This window comes from Caryophanon latum, from assembly GCF_001700325.1.
Taxonomy (GTDB): domain Bacteria; phylum Bacillota; class Bacilli; order Bacillales_A; family Planococcaceae; genus Caryophanon; species Caryophanon latum.
In genome coordinates, this window is sequence record NZ_MATO01000028.1 from 20381 (window position 1) to 42923 (window position 22543).

Annotated in this window: 18 protein-coding genes and 1 other annotated feature; of the genes, 17 read left to right on the top strand and 1 reads right to left on the bottom strand. The window is 42.4% G+C overall.

Annotation, left to right across the window (positions count from 1 at the left end; all coding sequences use genetic code 11):
* Positions 1-194: 194 nt before the first annotated feature.
* The 15 genes from bshC to ileS all read left to right on the top strand — a co-directional run bounded on the left by bshC (position 195) and on the right by ileS (position 18820).
* Positions 195-1808: a bacillithiol biosynthesis cysteine-adding enzyme BshC gene (gene bshC / locus A6K76_RS06420; protein WP_066463252.1), complete on the top strand. Its 1614-nt coding sequence runs from the start codon at positions 195-197 to the stop codon at positions 1806-1808.
* A 513-nt stretch (positions 1809-2321) separates the two neighbouring features.
* Positions 2322-3272, top strand: coding sequence for a 16S rRNA (cytosine(1402)-N(4))-methyltransferase RsmH (gene rsmH / locus A6K76_RS06425; RefSeq protein ID WP_066463254.1), 951 nt, complete (start codon positions 2322-2324; stop codon positions 3270-3272).
* Positions 3273-3650 carry a cell division protein FtsL gene (gene ftsL / locus A6K76_RS06430; protein WP_066463256.1) on the top strand — a complete coding sequence of 126 codons (378 nt, stop codon included), beginning with the start codon at positions 3273-3275 and terminating at the stop codon, positions 3648-3650.
* Positions 3647-6010, top strand: a complete 2364-nt coding sequence (locus tag A6K76_RS06435) for a penicillin-binding protein (RefSeq protein WP_066463258.1) — start codon at positions 3647-3649, stop codon at positions 6008-6010. Before ftsL ends, A6K76_RS06435 begins: the two co-directional genes overlap by 4 nt.
* Positions 6011-6181: 171 nt before the next feature.
* A complete protein-coding gene (mraY, locus tag A6K76_RS06440; protein WP_066463259.1) occupies positions 6182-7150 on the top strand; it encodes a phospho-N-acetylmuramoyl-pentapeptide-transferase in 969 nt (322 codons plus the stop codon).
* 1 nt (position 7151) lies between these two features.
* Positions 7152-8501 carry a UDP-N-acetylmuramoyl-L-alanine--D-glutamate ligase gene (gene murD, locus A6K76_RS06445; RefSeq protein WP_066463260.1) on the top strand — a complete coding sequence of 450 codons (1350 nt, stop codon included), beginning with the start codon at positions 7152-7154 and terminating at the stop codon, positions 8499-8501.
* A gap of 74 nt (positions 8502-8575) precedes the next feature.
* The gene (locus A6K76_RS06450) at positions 8576-9496 is read left to right on the top strand and encodes a cell division protein FtsQ/DivIB (RefSeq protein ID WP_169817988.1); all 921 of its coding nucleotides are present in this window, start codon (positions 8576-8578) and stop codon (positions 9494-9496) included.
* Between the two features lie 424 nt (positions 9497-9920).
* The gene (gene ftsA / locus A6K76_RS06455) at positions 9921-11231 is read left to right on the top strand and encodes a cell division protein FtsA (RefSeq protein ID WP_083995306.1); all 1311 of its coding nucleotides are present in this window, start codon (positions 9921-9923) and stop codon (positions 11229-11231) included.
* Positions 11232-11261: 30 nt separating this feature from the next.
* Positions 11262-12452, top strand: a complete 1191-nt coding sequence (ftsZ, locus tag A6K76_RS06460; protein ID WP_066463262.1) for a cell division protein FtsZ — start codon at positions 11262-11264, stop codon at positions 12450-12452.
* 143 nt (positions 12453-12595) lie between these two features.
* The gene (locus A6K76_RS06465; RefSeq protein ID WP_066463418.1) at positions 12596-13270 is read left to right on the top strand and encodes a YggS family pyridoxal phosphate-dependent enzyme; all 675 of its coding nucleotides are present in this window, start codon (positions 12596-12598) and stop codon (positions 13268-13270) included.
* A gap of 25 nt (positions 13271-13295) precedes the next feature.
* Positions 13296-13802: a cell division protein SepF gene (locus A6K76_RS17250; RefSeq protein ID WP_083995307.1), complete on the top strand. Its 507-nt coding sequence runs from the start codon at positions 13296-13298 to the stop codon at positions 13800-13802.
* Between the two features lie 104 nt (positions 13803-13906).
* Positions 13907-14197: a YggT family protein gene (locus A6K76_RS06475; RefSeq protein WP_066463263.1), complete on the top strand. Its 291-nt coding sequence runs from the start codon at positions 13907-13909 to the stop codon at positions 14195-14197.
* Positions 14198-14278: 81 nt separating this feature from the next.
* Positions 14279-15067, top strand: coding sequence for a YlmH family RNA-binding protein (locus tag A6K76_RS06480; protein ID WP_066463264.1), 789 nt, complete (start codon positions 14279-14281; stop codon positions 15065-15067).
* Between the two features lie 92 nt (positions 15068-15159).
* Positions 15160-15720 (top strand): DivIVA domain-containing protein, encoded by a 561-nt coding sequence (locus A6K76_RS06485; protein WP_066463265.1) that lies wholly within the window; start codon positions 15160-15162, stop codon positions 15718-15720.
* 52 nt (positions 15721-15772) lie between these two features.
* Positions 15773-15994: a binding site (T-box leader), on the top strand.
* 60 nt (positions 15995-16054) lie between these two features.
* Positions 16055-18820: an isoleucine--tRNA ligase gene (gene ileS / locus A6K76_RS06490; RefSeq protein WP_066463266.1), complete on the top strand. Its 2766-nt coding sequence runs from the start codon at positions 16055-16057 to the stop codon at positions 18818-18820.
* A gap of 370 nt (positions 18821-19190) precedes the next feature.
* On the opposite strand, the gene A6K76_RS06495 is transcribed toward ileS, so the two are convergent.
* Positions 19191-20381, bottom strand: a complete 1191-nt coding sequence (locus A6K76_RS06495) for a helix-turn-helix transcriptional regulator (protein ID WP_066463268.1) — start codon at positions 20379-20381, stop codon at positions 19191-19193.
* Positions 20382-20601: 220 nt separating this feature from the next.
* On the opposite strand from A6K76_RS06495, the gene A6K76_RS06500 reads away from it, so the two are divergent.
* Together A6K76_RS06500 and A6K76_RS06505 are read left to right on the top strand one after the other, a co-directional pair.
* A complete protein-coding gene (locus tag A6K76_RS06500; RefSeq protein WP_066463270.1) occupies positions 20602-20976 on the top strand; it encodes a DUF485 domain-containing protein in 375 nt (124 codons plus the stop codon).
* Positions 20951-22519 (top strand): sodium/solute symporter, encoded by a 1569-nt coding sequence (locus tag A6K76_RS06505; RefSeq protein WP_066463275.1) that lies wholly within the window; start codon positions 20951-20953, stop codon positions 22517-22519. Before A6K76_RS06500 ends, A6K76_RS06505 begins: the two co-directional genes overlap by 26 nt.
* Positions 22520-22543 lie beyond the last annotated feature (24 nt).

Here is a 22543-nt window from a genome sequence, read left to right on the forward strand (position 1 = left end):
GTGAAATTAATTGTTTTCAGCAACAAATTGAAAAGAAGTGATGCATGTTAGTGGCAGAGCGCGTGCGATGAGACTACAGGCTCAAGCCAGGGCCGAGGAACGCGAGCCGCAAACCGCGCACTGCCGATTAGCAGGCTAAACAACGAGCTTGATCAAAACATTTACACATACGTGCAAGTAGAGGAGATTTGACTATGCAACTGGAACAAATTCGTGTCCCATTGAACAATAAAATTTTAGAGCATTATTACGAGGCAAATGAGCAACTGACGCCATTTTTTCCATATGCGTTAAATGACGACGCATTTGAGGCGCGCTATCGCTATTTACAAGCACAGCCGCGTACAGTAGGGCTAGCAGAGGCAATTGCGACTTACATGGCACCATTTGGCATGACAGAAGCCGTGCAGCGAAATATTGACGCGCTCGCAAACGGTGCAGTCGCCGTTATCGGTGGTCAGCAAGCAGGCGTTTTTACAGGACCACTTTATTCAGTATATAAAGCGATCACGGTGTTAACAGTAGCGCAGCAGCAAAGCGATAAGCTCGGTGCAGACGTTGTGCCGGTGTTTTGGATTGCCGGTGAAGATCATGACATCGATGAAATTAACCATACGTTTACAAATGTAAACAACGTTGTGAAAAAGCGCGGCTATAGTGAGCGCTCGCGCCGTAAAACGATGGCTTCACAAACGAAACTATCGAACGAGGCGATTGAGCAATTAATCGATACGGTGTTTTTTGATTACGGCGAGACGATGTATACGAAGCAACTGCTTGCAGACGTAAAGGAAGCGGCAAATAAAAGCGAAACATTTACGCAGTTCTTTACGTACGTTATGCACGACTTATTTAAACAGTACGGCTTGCTCATGATTGATGCAGCAAGTGACGACATGCGCGCACTACAAGGCGAGTATTTTGTACGTTTAATTGATCGTGCTGCAAACGTTGCAAGCATTGTGACGAAAACGGAGCAAGCATTTAGCGAAGCAGGCTACGGTACACCGATTTATGCAACGGAGACGAACGCCAATTTATTTTATGTGAAAGACGGCGAACGCTTTTTACTGTCGCTTACAGAAGGCTTGTTCATTAACGAACAGGCGAACGTGCGCTTTACAGCAGAAGAGCTAAAGAATATTGCGCGTCAAATGCCACAGCAGCTAAGCAATAACGTCGTCACGCGCCCGATGATGCAAGAGATGGTATTTCCAGTGCTCGCATTCGTTGGTGGACCTGGTGAGTTAGCTTACTGGGCAACGCTTGGCAAAGGTTTTGAGGAAATAGGTCTACAAATGCCGATTTTCGTGCCGCGCTTCATGTTTACGATTGTTGATGCGCATTTAGAAAAATGTGCCACAGACGTGAATATGACCATTGCACAAGTAATTGGCGAAAATGTGACCGCTGCACGTGATGCGTTTACATCATCGCTGCAAACAGAAGACGCGCTCGCACCGGTAGTCGACATGGCGCAGCAGCTACGAGCGCAATACGTGCAGCTTCAAAGTACACTGAAGCAGCAGCACATCGACGTATCAAACGTCATTAAAAAAAATATGGCGAATGACGCGAGCCAGTTTGACTATTTGATGACAAAAATCGAGGAGCAAGTGCTACAGCAGCATCATGTTACGTTGTCTCGTTATGATGAGTTAGCGAGCCGCATTCGTCCAAACGGCTCATATCAAGAACGCGTTTATGCACCGCATTATATGATGAACTTATACGGTAAAGATTTCGTTGACCGTTTACTTACATTGTCGTATGATGTGGACGATACACATAAAGTTGTGACGCTATAAATTTTGTAAGCAAGTGAATGAGGTGTTGCCTTTTTTGCTTGCTTTTTCTATAGGTTAGCGGTCGTTTTGCATGACGATAAATTATGATGTTTCTAAAAAGAAAGGGTATTTTGGTCTATTTTTTGTAATGTACATTACAATTGCAGAAATGCTGTGGAGGAAAGTCGGGTATTGTGGTACATTAGGTGTTGTAGCATCGGGTTATACACTGTGATTGAACGTGAAATCGATCGCGCGAATTACATGCTCGAAATATGTCCGTATTGAAGTGCTTTTTCTATAAGACATAGGGCGAATGTTCGTGTTTTTTGCATCGACGGACGAATGTATAATGCTCACATACAAGCAATCACCATTGTAGAAAGATGTGCGAGCTGTTCATCATACATAAACGATACGAAGCACGCAAGGCAGGCGCAACTTTTGGCATGCCGTAACGTCTACTACGAGGAAGCTTGTCGAAAATTTAATGGGCTTTTAATTTAAAGAAGCCGTGAAGGAGCGTCAACTAGTATGTTCGATCATACTACTGTCTTACTGGCAGAAACTGTAGATGGCTTGAACATCAAACCAGATGGCATTTATGTCGACTGTACATTAGGTGGAGCTGGACACAGTGAATATTTAGTCAAACAATTATCAGAAAAAGGTCGTTTAATTTGTTTTGACCAAGATACAACAGCAATTGAAAATGCAAAGGTACGTTTAGCACCTTATATAGATCGCGTAACATTTGTACATTCAAATTTCCGTTACTTAAAAGAGGAACTTGCTGCATTACAAATTAACGAAGTAGACGGTATTTTGTATGACTTAGGTGTATCGTCACCACAGCTAGATACGCCAGAGCGTGGTTTTAGCTATCATCATGATGCACCGCTTGACATGCGTATGGATCAAACAGCCGAATTATCCGCATATAACGTCGTGAATGAATGGCGCTATGAGGATTTAGTGCGTATTTTTTTCCGTTATGGAGAAGAGAAGTTTTCCAAGCAAGTTGCACGTAAAATCGAAGCGGCTCGTGAAGTTGCACCGATTCGTACAACAGGAGAACTCGTTGAATTAATAAAAGACGGTATTCCAGCGCCAGCGCGTCGTAAAGGTGGACACCCAGCGAAGCGTATTTTCCAAGCAATCCGCATAGCGGTGAACGACGAATTAGGAGCAGCTGAGGATTCATTAACAGCAGCAATTGATTGTTTGAAAATCGGTGGTCGTATTAGCGTCATTACGTTCCATTCATTGGAGGACCGCTTAACGAAAACGATTTTTAAAGAAGCATCATCGTTACCAGACTTACCTCATGGGCTTCCTGTTATTCCAGACCATTTAAAGCCAGTATTGAAGCTTGTAACGCGCAAGCCGATGTTACCATCTGATGAAGAACTGGAACACAATAATCGAGCTCGCTCTGCGAAGTTACGAATCGCGGAGAAAATCAACGATAAAGGACGTGATTAGATGGCATTACGTGCACCACAGCCTCAATATGAGCCGCAACAACCACGTCATGATGAACAACATCAAAGCCGTCAATTAAAAGATGGCAAAAAATATGGCTGGTTTCATATTACACCTGGGGAAAAAGGAATTGCAGCATTCCTTTGTATTATATTAGCAATTACGATTGGCATGAATTTAAGTGCGCAATCTTCGGTACAACAAACAAACATTAAAATTTCGCAAACTGAAGCAGAGATTAGTAAAATTTCCGATGAAAATGAAGAACTATACGTACAAGTATCCGAGCTTTCACGTTACGAGCGTATTTGGGAACGTGCACAAGCTTTAGGACTTACACAAAATGAACAAAACGTGCGGGTAGTACCTGGTCAATGAAGCAAAAAGCAGTATCAAAATGGGGAGCCTTTGCATTACTAAGTTTTTTCGCAGGGCTCTCTTTGCTATTCATCGGACGATTTTTCATTTTACAAACTTCAGGCGAGACGCACGGACAAGATTTACTCATGCGTGCGGCGGCACAGTATGAGCGTGAATATATTTTAGATGCAAAGCGCGGTGATATAGTCGATCGTTACGGGCGCATTATCGCAGAGGATACGCAGAGCTATCGCGTTGCAGCGGTGCTTGATGAATCGTTAACTCAGCCAGGACGCGAGCCAGTGCATGTTGTCAATAAGCGAGAAACAGCGCGCATTTTATCGAATTATTTAAATGCAACAGAGGACGAAATTTATAAAATACTCGACCAGCCAGATCGAAAGCAAGTAGAGTTCGGGGCGTTCGGTCGAAAGCTATCACATGAAACGAAAACGTTAATTGAAGCAGAAGAACTACCAGGAATTATTTTCTTTAGCGATACGAAGCGTTATTACCCAAATGGTAGCTTTGCGTCGTATTTAATCGGCTATGCGCGCGAGGAAGAAGTGAAAGACGAGCACACGAATAAATACAAGCTTCGAACAGTCGGTGAAATGGGTTTAGAGTCTTATTACGACAAATTGCTTGAAGGAACGGACGGCTATGAAAACTATGAGGCGGATCGTCGTGGCTACTTGTTACCAGGAGCGACGCATTTCATTGAGGAGCCACGACACGGCTTTAACATGAAGCTAACACTCGATAAGACGATTCAAAACTTTGTGGACGACGCATTGTTGCGCGCGTATGAAAAATATACGCCTGAGGAAATGGTTGTTGTTGTAGCGGATCCGAAAACGGGCGGTATTTTAGCGATGTCGCAAAGCCCAGCATTTAACCCGAACACACGTGAGGAGTTAAACTCGCAGTCAATTTGGTTAAATCAAGCGACGTCGGACACGATTGAACCTGGCTCGACGATGAAAGTGTTTACGCTAGCGACAGCGATTGAAACGGGCAACTGGACGCCAAATTCGCAATATAAATCAGGTCAATACCGCATGCCAAACTCAATGCGTATTGTGCGCGACCATAACGGCGTTGGTTGGGGAACGATTTCGTTTTTAGAAGGGATTCAGCGTTCATCTAACGTTGCAGTGGCGTACATGATGGAGCGCATCGGTACGGATACGTTTTTACAATACTTAGAGAAATTTGGCTTCGGTCAAAAAACAGGCTTCCCAGTAAGTGAGGAAGCAACAGGTGTTATTTTAAATAAAAATAAGCAAGATATTATTTCCACAGCGTTCGGTCAAGCATCGACGGTGACACCGCTTCAGTTAGTACAAGGGATGACAGCGATTGCAAACGACGGCGTTATGATGAAGCCATACATTGTCGAAAGCATTGTTGACCCGAATACTGGCGAGATGATTGAAAAGAATGAGCCAACTGAACAAGGTACACCGATTTCACCAGAAACAGCCGAGCAAGTACGAACGATTTTAGCATCGACAGTTACATCACCAGCTGGTACGGCGAAGCAATTTAAAATCGACAACTACAACGTTGCGGGTAAAACGGGTACGGCGCAAATCGTTAATGAAAACGGCACGTACGATTGGGGCGCAGAGGAATTTTTATACTCGTTTCTTGGCATGGCACCAGTGGAAAATCCGCAGTTAATTGTATATGTTGCTGTACAAAAACCGAAGCTTGACGGTGTAACAGGTAGTACGCCGGTATCGGAAGTGTTTAAATCGGTTATGGAAAACAGCTTAAAGTATTTAAATATCGATCCTGCCAACATCGAAGCGGCTGAGAAAATTGAGCTTGAAAATTATGTTGGTAGCGCCGCGCAAGAAGCGAAAGTACAGCTAGAAGAACGCGGCATTGAAGCGATTATTACTGGTGAAGGTGGTCGCATTGAAGGGCAATATCCTGCAGCAGGTACAACTGTTGTAGAAGGCGACCGCGTATTTATTAAAACAGCAGGAACGACGATTTTACCAGACTTCACTGGCTGGTCATTGCGTCACTTGAAAACATTCGAGCAGCTTGCGAACATTCGCATTGAGCTCGAAGGTGTAGGCTACGTAATAGAGCAGGACATGAAGGCTGGATCGGTCATCGTAGAAAACGGTGTCATTCATCTACAGCTTCAAACACCACAGGAGCAATACACGGTGGAAGAAATTGTAGAAGAAGATGCTGTGACGGACGAACTGCAACTAAATGACGGCACCGAAGCTGAAATCGAACAAGATGATGCGAATGACGGCACCGAAGCTGAAATCGAACAAGATGATGCGTCCGAAGTAGAAGAAGCGCCAACACGAATACCTGCTGAGGAGCAATCGACTGAAAGCGAGCAGTAAACAAGAAAGTCATTTGCGGTGCATAACTGCAAATGACTTTCAATTTTTCTGCTGAAAATGCAATTTAATTATAAAAATGCTTGAAACGCATCTTTTAAAATGGACGAGAAAGCTCTATTATAAAGTGTGATACATTCACGCATTTTGAGCAAAATACAAAAGGAGAATTTTATGACAGTCGCATCGACATTAATTATTTTAATCGTAGCATTAATTTTATCGGTTGTGATCGCGCCATTTGCGATTCCGATGCTAACACGTTGGAAATTCGGTCAAAGCATTCGTGAAGAAGGACCGCAATCACATATGAAAAAAGCAGGCACACCGACAATGGGTGGCGTAATCTTTACCATTTCCATCTTATTAACGACGCTCATACTCGGTGTTATTTATGGGTTCTTTACAGTACAAACAACGATTTTACTATTAGTATTTATTGGTTTTGGCATCATCGGCTTTTTAGATGATGGTTTAAAAGTGATTTTTAAGCGTAATTTAGGCTTAACATCTCTTCAAAAACTACTCGGACAAATTGGCATTGCCATCGTAGCGTATTTACTGCTACAAATGAGTGAGTCCTTTGAGCCGACATTATCATTATTCGGTTTAACAGTGGACGTTGGTATTTTCTATATTGCCTTTTTAATTTTCTGGCTTGTTGGCTTTTCAAACGCAGTCAACTTAACAGATGGTTTAGACGGCCTAGCAGCAGGTACATCGTCAATTGCATTTGCGGCGTTCGGTATTATTGCGACGCTACAAGAACAAGCGGACGTAGCATTATTTGCATTTGCTGTAACAGGGGCGTTACTTGGTTTCTTACTATTTAACGCAAAGCCTGCAAAAGTATTTATGGGTGATACGGGCTCACTCGCACTCGGTGGCGCACTTGCAATGTTATCGGTGCTAACGAAAACAGAATTTTTATTATTACTAATCGGTTTAGTATTCGTCGTTGAAACGTTATCGGTTATTATTCAAGTGTCGTATTACAAAAAAACAAAGAAGCGTATTTTTAGAATGAGCCCTATTCACCATCATTTTGAAGAAGGTGGCTGGTCGGAATGGAAAGTCGTGCTCGTATTCTGGGCAGTTGGCTTAGTCGTTGCTATAATAGGTGTATTAGTGGAGGCGTTGTAACATGAAGCAATATAAAGACTTAGTCGCAAAGAAAGTGTTAGTGCTAGGTTTAGCACGATCTGGCGTTGCAGCGGCAGAATTATTACATTCACTTGGCGCGTTCGTTACAGTAAACGACGCAAAGCCATTTGATGCAAGCCCTGATGCACAAGGCTTATTACAAAAAGGCATTACCGTTATTTGCGGTCGCCACCCGGAAGACTTGCTCGACGAAGGCTTCGAACTTGTCGTGAAAAATCCTGGTATTCCGTACTTTAACCCAGTTGTAGCAGATGCGGTACGTCGCGGTATTCCTATTTGGACAGAAGTGGAGCTTGCGTATTTAGTAAGCGAAGCACCGATGCTCGGTATTACGGGCTCAAACGGCAAAACGACGACGACGACGCTTATTTATGAAATGCTACGCGTCGGTGGGCTACAGCCGTTAATCGCAGGGAATATCGGCACAGTAGCGTGTGGCGTAGCGGAAAAAGCGACGAAAGATAACGTCATCGTCACAGAGCTATCGTCATTTCAGCTAATGGGAACAGAAAGCTTTAAGCCGCGCATCGCCATTTTGACAAATTTATACGATGCGCACTTAGATTATCACGGCACGTTTGATGCGTATGCAGATGCGAAGTTTGGCGTAACGCGCAATCAAGATGAGAATGATTTCTTTATTTATAACGCGGACCAGCCAATCGTCGTAGCATATGCAGAAAAGTCAAAGGCACAAAAAGTTCCGTTTACGACAAAGGGACGTACAGACGTTGGCGCAAGTGCAGACGCTGATGCGATTTATTGGAACGGTGAAAAAATTGCTGAGCGTAAAGATATCGTATTACCAGGACAGCACAACGTCGAAAACATTTTATGTGCAGTCGCTGCGTCAATGTTGCTTAGCTGCGATGTGTCGGCGATGACGCAAGTGCTTGCTACATTTGGTGGTGTTCGCCATCGTACGCAATTTGTACGTGAATGGCAAGGGCGCCGCATTTACAATGATTCAAAGGCGACAAACTGTTTAGCGACGAAAAGTGCAATCGAAGCATTTGATGCACCGCTCGTGTTGCTTGCAGGTGGTTTAGATCGAGGGCATTCCTTTGAGGAGCTACGAGAGGCAATGAAAAATGTACGCGTGTCAATTTCATTTGGCGAAACGGGTATGCGCTTTGCGGAGTTCGCAAAATCTTGCGGCGTAGAAGAAGCGATCGTTGCTGTTAACGTAGAAGATGCCGCTGCCTATGCGCGTAAAATTTCGCAAGCAGGTGATGTAGTGTTATTATCACCGGCATGTGCAAGCTGGGATCAATATGAGAGCTTTGAAGTACGTGGCGATTTATTTATTGAAGCAGTGATGAAATTTTAACAGCAAAAAGGAGTGGTAGAGGAATCATAGCGACTTCTCTATCACTTTTTTTGTAATATGAAAGAGGTGAGATGGTGGCAGATAAAGTAATCGACTTGGAAAATCGTATTCCAAAGCTAGCTCGTCGCAAAAAACTTCGATTTATTCGTCAAGTTAGCTTTATTGTATTGCTTGTTGTGTTACTCGTGACTATTTTATGGTATCGTCAGTCTGAGTTCAGCCAAATTCAATCGATTGAGCTGCACGGGGCAGATTATAAGTCGATGCAATATCATTTAAATCAACTCCCGATTGAAGTCGGTGAGTCGATGTGGTTTGATGTAGAAGAGGTCGAGCAGTTAGCGATGAACAATCGTTGGCTAAAAAGCGTGAAAATTGAGCGTGAATGGTTAACGCATGTCATTGTTACAATTGAAGAATACGCGCACGTTGGCTACCTTCAACGAGACGGCAGCTACTACCCGATTTTAGAAAATGGTGAAATTGTCGGCGAGCCATTAAAAACATTTGTGATGGATGCGCCGTTGTTGACGAACTTTAAGGATGATGCGTATTTAGCTGAGCTGTTAAAGCAGCTTGCACAGCTCGACAATGAGGTCCATGCGCTCATTTCGCAAATTAATTATACGCCGTCTAAATCAGATAACAGCGTTGTAACGTTATATATGACAGATGGCTATGAAGTGCGTGCACTCATTTATGAATTTGCAGACAAGCTTAATCACTATCCGTCGATCGTGAAGCAGCTCGTCGATTTAGATGTAAAAGGTATTGTTGATTTAGAAGTAGGCTCATATTTTACATCATATGACTCCGAGTACGGCATTCGCATTGATGAAAGCACGTATATGGAGGAAGCGTTAGATGAATCAGTGGAGCAAAATGACGCTTCTGAGGATGAGGATGAAAAACAAGATAAAGATGAGAAAAAAGAAGAATCACCTTCAAGTGAAGATCAATCATATGGTATGATTACATCGAACAAATTTGCATAATCATTCGGACTCTATTTCAAAATCGGTGTTTGCTACATGTGAATGTTTGTTCTAAAAGGCGGCGATTTTTGCGACGAGCAATTGCAGGAGCACAAACTTTCTTTACAGTAACCGAAAAGTTGCCTGAGCCGAATATCGAGAAGTAAAGGATACGTTCTTCGCGTTTAAGCGATAACGCCTTTGTGACTGATATTGTGTAAAGGGACCGTCAAGAACATATTTTGGTTAAGAGTTATCATTCGACAACGTATTATTTTTATATATGCAGTTTCGTTGTGCGTGACATAATGTTCGACTAACGTGGCATAAATGAAAAAAAAAAATAATCGAATGAAAAAATTATGCTTTTCTACTGTTTTACTTAGACAACTGACACGATTTACAATAGAATGTAAATAGGAGTATAAGAAGGAGGTGCAGTCAGTTGGGTCAACAAAAAATTTATGCAGCGTTAGACATTGGTTCATCAGCAGTTAAAGTACTTATTGGTGAAGTCAGCAACGGTCAGCTGCACGTAATTGGCGACGGTTATGCACAGTCAAGTGGCGTTAAAAAAAGCGCTATTGTTGATATAGAGGCGACAGTTCAATCAATTAAACGAGCGGTTGAGAGTGCAGAACGAATGACGAATTTAAAAATTGATGAAGTCATTTTAGGGATTCCTGCGAACCAAATTGCGTTACAGTCTGCTAAAGGTGTAGTCGCTGTTAATAGCGAGAACAAAGAAATTACTGATGAAGATCTACATCGTGTAATGGAATCAGCGCAAGTGATGTCTATTTCACCGGATCGCGAATTAGTCAACATTATCCCACGTCAATTTATTGTGGATAGCTTAGGTGAAATTCAAGATCCTCGTGGTATGATGGGTGTGCGTTTAGAAGTTGAAACAACATTAATTACGACATCTCGCACGCTTGGTCATAATTTAATGCGTTGTGTAGAGCGCGCTGGGTTAAATATTCGTGAAATCGTCTTACAACCTTTAGCTGGAGGTCATTTAGCTTTAACGCAAGATGAGTTAAACCAAGGAACAGCTTACATCGATATCGGTGGTGGCTCTACGACAATCGCATTATTTGAAAACGGCATTTTACAGCAAACTGCAATCATTCCAGTCGGTGGTGATCATGTAACAAAAGATTTATCAATCGTGTTAAAAACGACGACGGAATCAGCAGAGCAAATTAAATATCAATATGGACATGCTTATCTTGAAGAAGCTTCCGATACAGAGCTATTTGAAGTACCTGTCATTGGTGCGGAATCTAAGGACCAATACAGTCAGAAATACATAGCTGAAATTATTGGTTTCCGATTAGCGGAATTATTTGATATGGTGTTAGATGAATTAGAGCGCATGGGTGTTCAAGATTTACCAGGAGGCATCGTATTAACGGGCGGCATGGCAAAGATGGAAGGCATCGCTCAATTAGCGCGTCAAATTATGCAAACTCGTGTACGCATTTATACACCAGATTACATCGGTATTCGTGATCCAGGATATACAACTGCGGTTGGTTTAATTCACTATATGGCAGATCAAGATGCATTTTTTGGTGAGCCAAATGCAGGGGCATTAACGGATCCGGAAAACTATTCGTCATATCGTAATGAAAATCAAGAATGGACACCATCTGAAAACGATGATGCCGATGACGATACGAACTCAACAAAGAAAACTAAAAATGTAAAGAGTACATTCAAGGCATTTATCTCAAAAATTTTTGAGTAATTTGCTTATGTCCTGGTAGGAGGAGAAAAAATGTTAGAATTTGATACAAATATTGACCAAATGGCAATTATTAAAGTTGTCGGTGTAGGTGGCGGCGGTAATAACGCTGTAAACCGAATGATTGAACACGGTGTACAAGGTGTAGAATTCATCGTTGTAAACACAGACGCACAAGCATTAAATTTATCTAAAGCGGAAATTCGCATTCAAATCGGTGGTAAATTAACACGCGGTTTAGGTGCGGGCGCAAATCCAGATGTAGGTAAAAAAGCAGCAGAAGAAAGCCGCGAGCAGTTAGAAGAAGCGTTACGCGGTGCAGACATGGTATTCGTAACAGCCGGTATGGGTGGCGGTACAGGTACCGGTGCAGCACCAGTAATCGCTCAAGTTGCTCGTGACTTAGGTGCATTAACTGTAGGTGTTGTAACGAAACCGTTCACATTCGAAGGTAACAAGCGTCAAAAGCAAGCAATCGGTGGCGTGAACTCGATGAAGGAAGCGGTTGACACGTTAATCGTTATTCCAAACGATAAGCTATTACAAATCGTTGACAAAAATACGCCAATGCTTGAAGCGTTCCGTGAAGTAGACAACGTATTACGTCAAGGTGTATCTGGTATTTCTGACTTAATCGCAGTTCCTGGTTTAATCAACCTTGACTTTGCAGACGTAAAAACAATTATGTCTGAAAAAGGTTCAGCATTAATGGGGATCGGTATGGCTTCAGGTGAAAATCGTGCAGCGGAAGCAGCGAAAAAAGCGATTTCTTCTCCACTTCTTGAAACATCAATCGAAGGTGCTAAAGGTGTCATCATGAACATTACAGGTGGCTCAAACCTAAGCTTATTCGAAGCAGGTGAAGCAGCAGATATTATTAAAGCAGCAGCAGATTCTGACGTAAACATCATCTTCGGTTCTGTCATTAACGAGAACTTAAAAGACGAAATTATTGTAACAGTTATTGCGACTGGTTTCTCTGATGAGTCGGCAACGCGTCAAGCACCACGTCCGGGTATGGGTATGGGTCGTCAAATGCCACAGCAGCCACCAGTACAGCAACAACCACAATTTGATTACTACCAACAGCCGCAACAGCAGCAGCCGCCAGTACAACAAGAACCACTTCGTCAGGCGCCGCCGCAACAGCAGCAGCAACAACAATATAATACGGACGATTTAGATGTTCCAGCATTTATTCGCAACCGTCGTAACAACCGCTAATTGAGGAAAAGCCGGCATGTGTACATGTCGGCTTTTTTTCGGCAAATGGGATGTGACATGAACAGCTGTACATTTTTCAAGTCGTTGATAATTTAATGAGAGCTTGTTACAATATAAGAAAAAATGCAAAGTTGGTAATGAAGTTGACAGCTATTACAAATAATTTACAAGTAATTGAAGCGAAAATAAACGATGCTTGTGTGCGTGTAGGACGCTCTCGACAAGACGTTACGTGTATTGCGGTAACGAAATCGGTAAGCGTTGAGCGTACGGAAGAAGCATTGCAAGCAGGTATTTTACATGTAGGTGAAAATCGCCCAGAAGGACTAGCATTAAAGCAGCAACAAATTGAAAAAGAACGCGCTGTATGGCACTATATCGGCTCGCTACAAACACGTAAAGTGAAGCAAGTCGTAAACGAGGTTGATTACATTCATTCGTTAGATCGTTTAAGCTTAGCTGAAGAAATTAATAAGCGTGCGACAAAAACAGTGAAATGCTTCGTGCAAGTAAATGTTTCAGGTGAGAATTCTAAGCACGGCTTAACACCTGAGGAACTACAACCTTTTTTACATGAGCTAACAGCGTTTACTCATATTGAAGTTGTTGGGCTAATGACGATGGCGCCTAATACCGAGGACGAAGCAATCATTCGTAACGTCTTTCAGCAATTGAAGCAACTGCAACTACAAGTACAGGCACTACAGCTAGATTACGCACCTTGTAAAGAGCTCTCGATGGGCATGTCTGGTGATTTTGAAATTGCAATTGAAGAGGGCGCAACATTCGTTCGGATTGGCACAGCGTTAGTGGGCTAAGAAAGCGAGGAACGGATTTGTGGGGATGTTTGATAAATTAAAAGGGCTTTTGATTGCCTCTGAACGAAATGAAGTAGCAGAAGAAAAGCTTGTGAAGCGCAATAATAAAAAAGGCGATCAGCAAGTGCAGCAAAATGTTGAAACGACGCAACCTCCTATTGTTCAGCAAGATATTCAAAAACCAATGTCAAAGGAGGTTACACAGCCAATGGAACAAGCAAAAAGCATTTTAAATTTACAATCAGTTGCTGCATCAAAAGGTGGCGCAACACAAGTAACGTTAGTGGAGCCACGCGTGTACGCAGAAGTACGAGATATTGCGGACCACTTAAAAAGTCGTCGTTCAGTAATCGTAAATTTACACCGTGTAGAGCACGACCAAAAGAAACGCATTATCGATTTTTTAAGCGGTACAGTATACGTTATTTCAGGTGACATTCAACGCGTAGGTGCAGATATTTATTTATGCACACCAGCTGATGTGGAAGTAACAGGTGAAATTTCTACATTATTAAACATGGAAGAGTTTTAATGTTTGATACTTCCTAATTTGAGGAATAATTAGGAAGCGAACGAAAAAGGTTCACGCCGTTAATGAATGGTGTAGTGCTAATAAAATAATAAGCGAGGGAATATATGACAGTAGCATTAGCAAGTAATATTTTGTCGTTTGTAAATGTATTATTTACGATTTATTCGTTTATGATTATTATTTACATTTTAATGAGCTGGATTCCCGCGTTACAAGAATCCAAATTCGGTGAGATTTTAGCGAAGTTTGTAGAGCCATATTTAGGCATTTTCCGTCGATTCATTCCACCAATCGGTATGATCGATATTTCACCAATCGTAGCGATTTTCTTATTAAGCTTTATTCAACAAGGCGCGATTACTGTATTACGATACATTCTCGTTGCGTTGATGTAACAAAATGAATAAAGCGCCCGAATAGCTTGACTATCGGGCGTTTTATTTGTTCCGTCGAATAGAAAATAGGGGGTGTGAGCGATGGAGCATATTATTCAGCATTTCAGACAAGACGAACAGCCATTTATTGAGCAGGCGAGCGGTTGGCAGCGAGAAGTAGCAGACCGTTATGCACCGAAGCTGACAGACTTTTTAGACCCGCGCCAGCAATTTATCGTTGAGGCGGTTGTACGTCAAAATAAAGAGCTACAAATTGCGACGTTCGGCTGTTTTGCTGAGGCAGAGCGCAAACGACTGCTCATTTATCCGTCGTATTATGAGCCAGCTGAGGAAGACTTCCAAATTACAATTTGTACAATTCAGTATCCGACGAAGTTTGTGACGTTAAAGCATCCAGACGTGCTCGGTGCGATATTATCAAGCGGGCTCGAGCGTAGTAAGTTTGGCGATATTCGCATTGAAGATGGCTACGTGCAATTTGCGGTAGCATCTGAAGTTGCGGATTACGTACGCCTGCATGTGACGAGTATCGGCAAAGTGAAAGTTCAAGTCGAGGAGCTTATACAAACGGAGCCGTTACTGACGATTGCTGAAGAATGGTTTGAACAGTCGCATACGGTTGCATCAATGCGCCTAGATGTTGTAATGGCGACGGTGTTAAATATTTCACGTCAAAAATCACAGGCACTCATTAGTGGGGGTAAGGTGAAGGTGAACTGGACAGTACGTGAGCAAGTGGCGTTTGAGTTGCAAGAAGGTGACATTTTATCGGTACGTGGCTTCGGACGAGCGAAAGTGATGGCGACAGAAGGACGTACGAAAAAGGATAAAATTCGTTTAATTGTCGGTCGACTAGAACAAAAGGTGTAAGGAATTTAGCGCTTTATTATAAAAAAAATTATGTACTTTGTGCACGACAATGTATAATAAACGTAGTATGCACATGAAAAGGAGAGACTAGTATGCCGTTATCGCCTCTTGATATACATAACAAAGAGTTTACCAAATCATTCCGAGGTTATAGTGAGGATGAAGTAAACGACTTTTTAGATCAAGTTATTAAAGATTATGAGATTTTAATTAAAGAAAAGCGTGAGTTAGAGGAAGAATTAAAAAAGACACAAACGGTTGTAGAAAACTATCAAAAGATGGAAGAAACGCTGCAAACGTCAATTTTACTTGCGCAAGAAACTGCTGAGGACGTAAGAAGCAATGCGATTAACGAAGCAAAATTAATCGTAAAAGAAGCGGAGAAAAATGCCGAACATATCGTGAACGAGGCATTATTAAATGCGCGTAAAGCAACGATTGAAATTGATGAGCTGAAAAAGCAATCAAGCATTTTCCGCAAACGATTCCAAATTCTTGTGGAAACACAGTTAGAGCTATTAAAAACAGATGACTGGGATCATTTATTAAAGCTTGAGAAGGAAATTACAGAAGTTCGTGATTTGCAAGTATCGGATGGAAACGTACATGAAGGTCAAATCGTTGAAGTTCTCGATGAAAAGCCGAACGAATAAATGAATAGTGCTTGACGTATAGTAGATGAATTCTTTATACTGAAAGACATATATTAAGGCGATGAAAGAGACAGTAGTTATGATATGTGCTAGTAAAGCGAGCTAGGGATAGTGCAAGCCTAGACGAATGCCGTCATAATGAACATCACTCTGGAGCTGAATTATTGAATTTCGAGTAAATAATTTCGTTTACGCAACGTTACAAGCGTCTAAGAGGTAAGCAGTTGCTTACAAATTAGGGTGGTACCACGAGCAATCGCTTCTCGTCCCTTTCATGAGGGATGAGGGGCGTTTTTTTATTTGTAGCGTCACATATTAAAGGAGGAGCAACAACATGGTAGAGTACAAAAAAACATTGCGCATGCCGGATACACCATTCCCGATGCGCGGAAACTTACCGGCAAACGAGCCGAAAACACAGGAAAAATGGGCAGCGCTAAACATTAACAAGCTAGTAATGGAGCGCACAGCAGGACGTCCAACGTTCATGCTACATGACGGACCTCCGTACGCAAACGGTGACATCCATATCGGTCACGCATTAAACAAAGTCATTAAAGATATGATCAACCGTCATAAGTCAATGACTGGCTATCACGTAAATTACGTGCCAGGCTGGGATACGCACGGCTTACCGATCGAGCAAGCGTTAACGAACAAAGGTGTTAACCGTAAAGAAATGTCAGTAGCTGAGTTCCGTGAGCTTTGTGAAAAGTATGCATACGAGCAAATCGAAAACCAAAGCGGTCAATTCCAACGTTTAGGTGTACGCGGTGATTGGGAAAACCCATACATTACGTTAAAGCCAGAATTCGAAGCGCGTCAAATTGAAGTGTTCGGTAAAATGGCGGAAAAAGGCTACATTTACAAAGGCTTAAAACCAGTTTATTGGTCACCATCTTCTGAATCAGCATTAGCAGAAGCAGAAATCGAGTATCAAGACGTCGAGTCATATTCAATTTACGTAGCGTTTGGCATTAAAGATACAAAAGGGCTAGTGCCAGCAGATGCGAAGTTCGTTATTTGGACGACGACGCCGTGGACAATTCCTGCAAACTTAGGAATTTCATTAAACCCAGAAATCGATTACGTAGTCGTTGAAGCAAATGGTGGCAAATACATCGTTGCACAAGCACTACTAGAAACGGTTGCAGGTGAGTTTGGCTGGGAAGCGCCAGAAGTAATCCAAACAATTAAAGGGCAAGAGCTTGACCGCTTAGTTGCTGTTCACCCAATTTACGGTCGTGATTCATTAGTAATGGTTGGCGAGCACGTAACAACTGAAGCTGGGACAGGCTGTGTTCATACAGCACCAGGTCACGGTGAAGACGACTATAACGTTGGTAAATTATATGGTTTAGACGTATTATCACCAGTTGATAACCGCGGCTGCTATACAGATGAAGCGCCAGGCTTTGAAGGGTTATTTTATGAAAAAGCGAACCCAATCGTTGTTGAAAAGTTACAACAGTTAGGTGCGTTATTAAAAGTGTCAAAATTCAAGCATTCATATCCACATGACTGGCGTACGAAAAAGCCGGTAATTTTCCGCGCAACGCCACAATGGTTCGCATCAGTAGATATGTTCCGCGATGAATTATTACAAGCAGTAAAATCGACAGCGTTTACACCTGCATGGGGCGAAACGCGTCTTTACAACATGATTCGTGACCGCGGCGACTGGGTAATTTCTCGTCAACGTGCATGGGGCGTACCGATTCCAATTTTCTACGCAGAAAACGGCGAGCCGATCATTACATCAGAAACGATTGCACACGTATCAGCATTATTCCGCGAGCACGGTTCAAACATTTGGTTCCAGCGTGAGGCGAAAGATTTATTGCCAGCAGGATTTACGCACGAAGGTAGCCCGAACGGTGAATTCACAAAAGAAAACGACATTATGGACGTATGGTTCGACTCAGGCTCATCTCACCAAGGTGTACTTGTAGAGCGTGGCATGCAGTACCCAGCAGACCTTTATTTAGAAGGTTCTGACCAACACCGCGGCTGGTTCAACTCATCATTAATTACGTCTGTAGCAATTAACGGGTATGCACCATACAAAGGACTATTAACGCACGGTTTCGTATTAGACGGCGACGGACGCAAAATGTCAAAATCATTAGGTAACGTTATTATTCCACAAAAAGTAATGGATCAATACGGTGCGGACATTTTACGTTTATGGGTAGCATCAGTGGACTATACAGCAGACGTACGTATTTCAATGGATATGTTAAAGCAAGTAGCAGAAGTGTACCGTAAAATCCGTAACACACTGCGCTTCTTACACGGTAACGTTTCTGACTTTAACGAAGCAGACCGCGTAGCTTACGACGACATGCACGAAATGGATCAATACATGTACATGCGCTTACAAGAAACGCTTCAAACAATTCGTGATGCGTACGACCGTTACGATTTCTCAACAGTGTATACGACGGTGAATAACTTCGTTGCAATTGAGCTATCGTCGTTCTACTTAGATATCGCAAAAGACGTTGTGTACATTGAAGGGCCAAACAATGCAAGCCGCTTAGCGATGCAAACGGTAATGTATGACACGTTAATGACACTTGTAAAAGTATTAACGCCAATTTTACCGCATACAGCAGACGAAATGTGGCAGTACTTAGGCAAGGAAGAAGCATCTGTTCAATTAACAGACTTCCCAGAAGCAGTAACGCATGCAAACTACGACGACTTACGCGCGAAATGGTCAAACATTATCGCTGTGCGTGATAGCGTATTAAAAGTGTTAGAAGAAGCGCGTAACGCAAAAGTGATCGGTAAATCACTTGAAGCGAAAGTGACAGTTTACGGTAACGGCGAAGCGATCGAGTTTTTAAATGATGCGCGCATTAACTTTGCACAGCTTGCAATCGTATCACAATTTAATGTAGGTGGTTCACTTGAGTCAGCACCAGAGAACGCAATGACGTTTGACGGTTATGCATTAACAGTGGAAAAAGCAGACGGTGAAAAATGTGAGCGCTGCTGGACAATTTCTGAAACAGTTGGACAAGACGCAGTACACCCAACATTATGTACGCGTTGTGCAACCGTTGTGGAAGAGCATTATAAAGACGTAGAATAATAAATAGGAGTGTCCGAGCCAGTATAGACTGGTTTGGACACTCCTTTTTTATGTTGTTATGTAATGAATTCACATCTATTCATACGCTATATTCAGCAAAATCGCTTGTTTCCTAGCTGTTCCGAAAACTACGCAGTATATTCGTGGCAGAGCACGTGCGGCGAGACTCTTTAGGGAAAGCTCGTGCCGAAACACCCCGTAAGCCGTGAAGCATGAGCGGTGCGGAAGCTTGAGGAAGGTGATAAACGCCACTACACGAGTCATCACCTTCATGACCAACATCTTGTTTGCCGCCGAGCCCGAGGAATTGATTGGCCTCGAGCAACCGCAAAGGCAAAGCGAGCCGTATAACGCGCCCTGCCTATAGTAATCAATTAAATAAAATCTCCGTCGTCTGTCGGTACTCGCTCGGCGACAGCGAGACAATTTTTTTGAACGTACCGCTGTAGTAGTTCGGTGTATTAAAGCCGTACTCTGCTGAAATTTGCTCGAGCGTTTGTGTCGTGCGTCGAAGCGGTAAGAGCGACTGAATAATGCGCGTATACGACACGTATTCAGGGAAGCATAACCCGGTTTCTTTTTTAAACATCTTGCCAAAGTATGGTGCGCTAAAGCCGATTTCTTGAGCGACGCGGCTAATGCTGATTGATTCATGGCAATGCGCTTCGATATATTGGACTGCCTGCAAAATGCTGTCGTGCTTCGGCAGTTCATCGTAATAGCGCATATGAATCCAGTTTGCAGGTGGCTTGCGGCGAGCGAGCCTTGCTTGAGCATACGACATGTGTAGCTGAAGTGGATCGCGAAACGTTTGCCCGATGCCAATGTATGAATAAATGCCTTCTCGCTTCAGCTGTTCAATTGCTTGTTCGAATGTACTTGTCCCTTCTGACCATTGTTGGAAGCTATTATAAGATTGTTGCACATGCAGTAAAATGGCTAAATGTTTGCCAAATGGTAAAAAATGAAGTGGAGCGTTTATGTATTGGCGGAGCGTATCGTAAATGATGCTACAGCTTTTATCATTTTCAACAGAAAAACTTTGATAAAATAGTACGGTGTTTGGAAATTGCTCCATCGAAATATGTTTGCTCGCTTCTAAAAATTGCGTCTCATCTTGAAATTCATGACGAATTAAATGACGAAGCAGCGTGTCATAGTACAATGAATCTTTTTCTTTTAGTGCAATAGATAAATCGTTATAGTTGAAAGCTGTTTGTTGTTCAACGTTTATATGTGTATAAATTTTACGCATAGCGCGTAATAGCTTATGCTTTTGAATCGGTTCGACTAATAAATATGTAAGCTGTAAATCAATCGCGATTGGCGCAGAGTACGCGAGATTTTCTTGAAGTAATGGGATAATAATGCACGTTGCATGCGCCTTTTGAAGCCTGCGAATAATAATCCAATCAAATAATGTTGTAATTTCTTTTATGTAGACATGCGCATTTTCGATGGAATTGACGAATTGAACACGAGTTGGAGCGAGTTCATCTAGCCATGTATTAATTTTATGCAATAACGTTTGATTATGAATATGACTACAAATGCGAAACATAAACAGCCTCCTTTGTATGATTGCTTATAAATATTTTACATTAAACAGTTAAAAAATGCACTATTGTAGCGAAAAAGTGTAAGGTGTTTCGAGCTGTTACATTTTAAACTAATGAGTAAGACCGTTTCAGTGAAATTCTGTAAAAAGGGGCAGATTTTCTCGAATACGTGAAACGAAAACCGTTATCGATAAAAGGTAACAGACAAAGGGGGTTATGTTCATGGCAGCAGAATATCAAGATTATGATTACGTTGAAGCGAGTACAGTGAAGTTTGACGATTTGCCACCGCTAGATCCGCAAATTAAAGAGAATATGCGCGGGGAGTTAACGACAGGGCTCATTCTTACGGCAATTTATTTCACCTTTATTTTCTCAATTCCAGTGTTGAACTGGTATTTCCCAGAAATCGCATTTAAGCCAATTTGGGGTGGCATGTCACTAACGTGGTTTTTAACAACATTTGTGACGATGGCGATGGCGTTTATCATTGCATTGATTCATACAGTGCTATATGAGCGTCGTTTAAAGAACGTAGAAAAATTACAGCCGGTGAAGGAGGATGATGAGGATGCTCGAAACGTTACTATCTCCTAAAATGCTTTTGACAATCATTCTTATGGGAACGATTGTTTACATAACATATTTGACGAAGAAAAACGAAAACGCTTCAGACTTCTTCGTAGGTGGACGTGGCTTTGGCTGGTTCACAAATGGCTCTGCAATCGGTGGAGATTATTTAAGTGCTGCAACGTTTTTAGGGATCGCTGGTTTAACGTTCCAGCTAGGTTATGACGGTGCGTATTACGCGTTATGTTTCTCAATCGGATTAACGTTACTTGCCATTTTCGTTGCAGGTCCATTACGTCGATTCGGTGCATACACAGTAGCAGACTTTTTAGGCTATCGTTTCCACAGTAAACGTGCTCGCTTAGTCGCTGTACTTGTTGTATTCTCAATTTCAGGCTTCTACGCTGCACCACAATTGCTTGGTGCTGCACAAATTTTAAGTATGTTCTTCGGTACGTCGTATGAATTCGGTATCATCTTCACATGTGCAGTTATGATTTTCTACGTAGGTGTTGGTGGGATGAAAGGTACGACAATTAACCAAGCGCTTGAGCTATGGATTCGTTTAGCCGCATTCGTTATTATGGCGGTCGTTGCGATTTATGGCGGCTTACATTATGACAAAGTATTAGATGGCATTAACTCTGTAACAGGTCCAATCGCGGATACATCACCGTACGCATTAGACGGCAAAGATGTTGAAGTAGATGGTGAAGCATGGTCTGGTACAGGCTTCTACTTCCCAACATTCTGGGATACAATTAGCATTACAATCGCATTAGCATTAGGGACAATTGGTTTACCGCATATTTTACTGCGCTTCTACACCAATCCGAGTGCGAAGGCTGCGCGTAAGTCCGCACTGATGGCAATTGGTATCGCCTCTGTGTTCTTCTTATTCGCTGTATACTTAGGAACAGTTGGACGTGGCATCTTTATTAGTGGAGAAGCGAGTGACCAAGTTATGTCCGACATGGTAACAGGCGGTAATAACATGGTTATTCCATCAACAGCGCAAGCACTTGGTGGGGAGTGGCTGCTCGGTCTCGTAATTGCCGGAGCATTCGCCGCAGTATTCTCAAATCTTTCAGGTTTATTCATTGCAAGTTCGGGTGCATTAGCCCATGATTTATACGGAACATTCATCAAAAAAGATATGACAGAAAAGCAACGTGTAATGGCTGGTAAAGTCGCGATTTTAGTATTAGCAGTCGTATACGGAGCACTTGGTTTATTAGTAAAAGATGCATCGATTGGTCACTTAGTAGCACTCGCCTTTACAGTAGCTGCGAGTACGTTTGCTCCAATATTTATATTAGGTATTTGGTGGCGCCGCATGACTGAAAAAGGTGCGATTGCAGGTTTATTAGTCGGCTTAATCGTATCGATGTGGATGATTTTCTTACCTGGAACAGTACCGGATTTCTTAACATTCAAAGTACCAGGTATCGTAACAGTACCAGCCGGTTTCTTAGCGGTAATTATCGTGTCATTAATTGACCGTCGCGTACCAGCAGACGTGAACGATTTCATGAAAAAAGTTCACTCAAAAGAAGCGGAGTCTATTTAATAAAACAATCGTGTCCAGGCTAAA